The organism is Undibacterium sp. GrIS 1.8 (assembly GCF_040544445.1).
In the GTDB taxonomy this organism is placed as follows: Bacteria; Pseudomonadota; Gammaproteobacteria; order Burkholderiales; family Burkholderiaceae_D; genus Undibacterium.
On record NZ_JBEONQ010000137.1, the window covers coordinates 1 to 1,211 of the forward strand.

General features: G+C 50.8%; 2 protein-coding genes. Both read left to right on the plus strand.

Translation table 11 applies throughout. The features are described 5' to 3' along the window. The coding region (locus tag AAKU64_RS22545; RefSeq protein ID WP_503012730.1) for a bacteriophage T4 gp5 trimerization domain-containing protein at positions 1 to 735 on the plus strand (735 nt) is incomplete at its 5' end. A 63-nt stretch (positions 736 to 798) separates the two neighbouring features. After that, positions 799 to 1,211 (plus strand): DUF2169 domain-containing protein (locus tag AAKU64_RS22550; RefSeq protein WP_354363111.1); only part of this gene is annotated, 413 nt, incomplete at its 3' end.

A 1,211-nucleotide genomic window follows, 5' to 3' on the forward strand; every position in this document is an offset into this window, starting at 1 on the left:
TACGACACCGCCAACGCCATTCGCTTTGAAGATAAAAAAGGCGCAGAACAACTCTGGCTCCATGCAGAAAAAGACCAACTCACCGAAGTCGAACATGATGAAGACAAATGGGTCGGTCACGACCGGCGCAAAACCATTGACCATGACGAAACCAGCCACATCAAACATGACCGCACTGAAACCGTCGACAACGATGAAACCATCACTGTCCATAACAACCGCAAAGAAAGGGTGGATCACAACGAGACCATCAGCATAGGTGATCACCGGACTGAGGATGTCGGCAAGAACGAGACCATCAGTATTGGAGGTAACCGCACAAAAACGATCGCTAAAAACGAAAAAGACAGTATCGGCAAAAACTGGTCGATCAACGTCGCAAGAATGAAGACCGAAACCATCGGCATGGCCTATATGCAAAACGTCGGCATGGGTCGGATGGACAACGTGGGTATGGGGTATAGCCTCAATGTAGGCCTGATCATGTCTACCATTGTGGGCATGAATCAAATGACCAAGGTGGGTAAAACAGTCTCCATTTCGGCCGGTGACAAGATAGAACTACTCTGCGGGAAATCCAAGTTCGTCCTGACGCCGGAAGCGATCTATATCGATAGTCCAGAAGTGCATATTAAGAGCGGTAATAAAGTTCATATTGACGGCCCGGATGACGTCTTGCTCAATTCTGGCGGTGCCAAGAGTGCGCCTGCTGGCGATTCAGGAGACGCCAAATGAAGTCATTTAAAAAGGATGAAAACTGGGTAAGCAATGGCTGCATGCTCCAACAGAATCACGTCTATGACCGTCATTAACAACCACAGCGGCGTCCCGCATTTCTGGTTGGAAAAGAGTGGCCCTGAAGGCGAGCCACTGGATATTCTGATCGTGCGCGCCACCTTTGATTTTGCCGCCGATGGCAAGGCGGTCACTTTGGCAGCGCGGCAAAGTCCGATTAATTTTGGTGATACTTTTGCGGGCCCCGTAGAAACAAATCCTTTGCATGCCGTCGTGATAGAAGACGGCGATTTGCTACCGTACAAACCAGGCACTGACATCTTGGTGCTAGGCCACGCGCATGCTCCCAATCATCAAGCGCACACCGACTGGCTGGCGGGCATACGCGTGGGAAAGCAAAAGAAAATGCTGCATCTGTATGGGCCACGGCAATTTCGCAAAAACCTGCTGGGCTGGAGCCGGGATACTCCTACGCC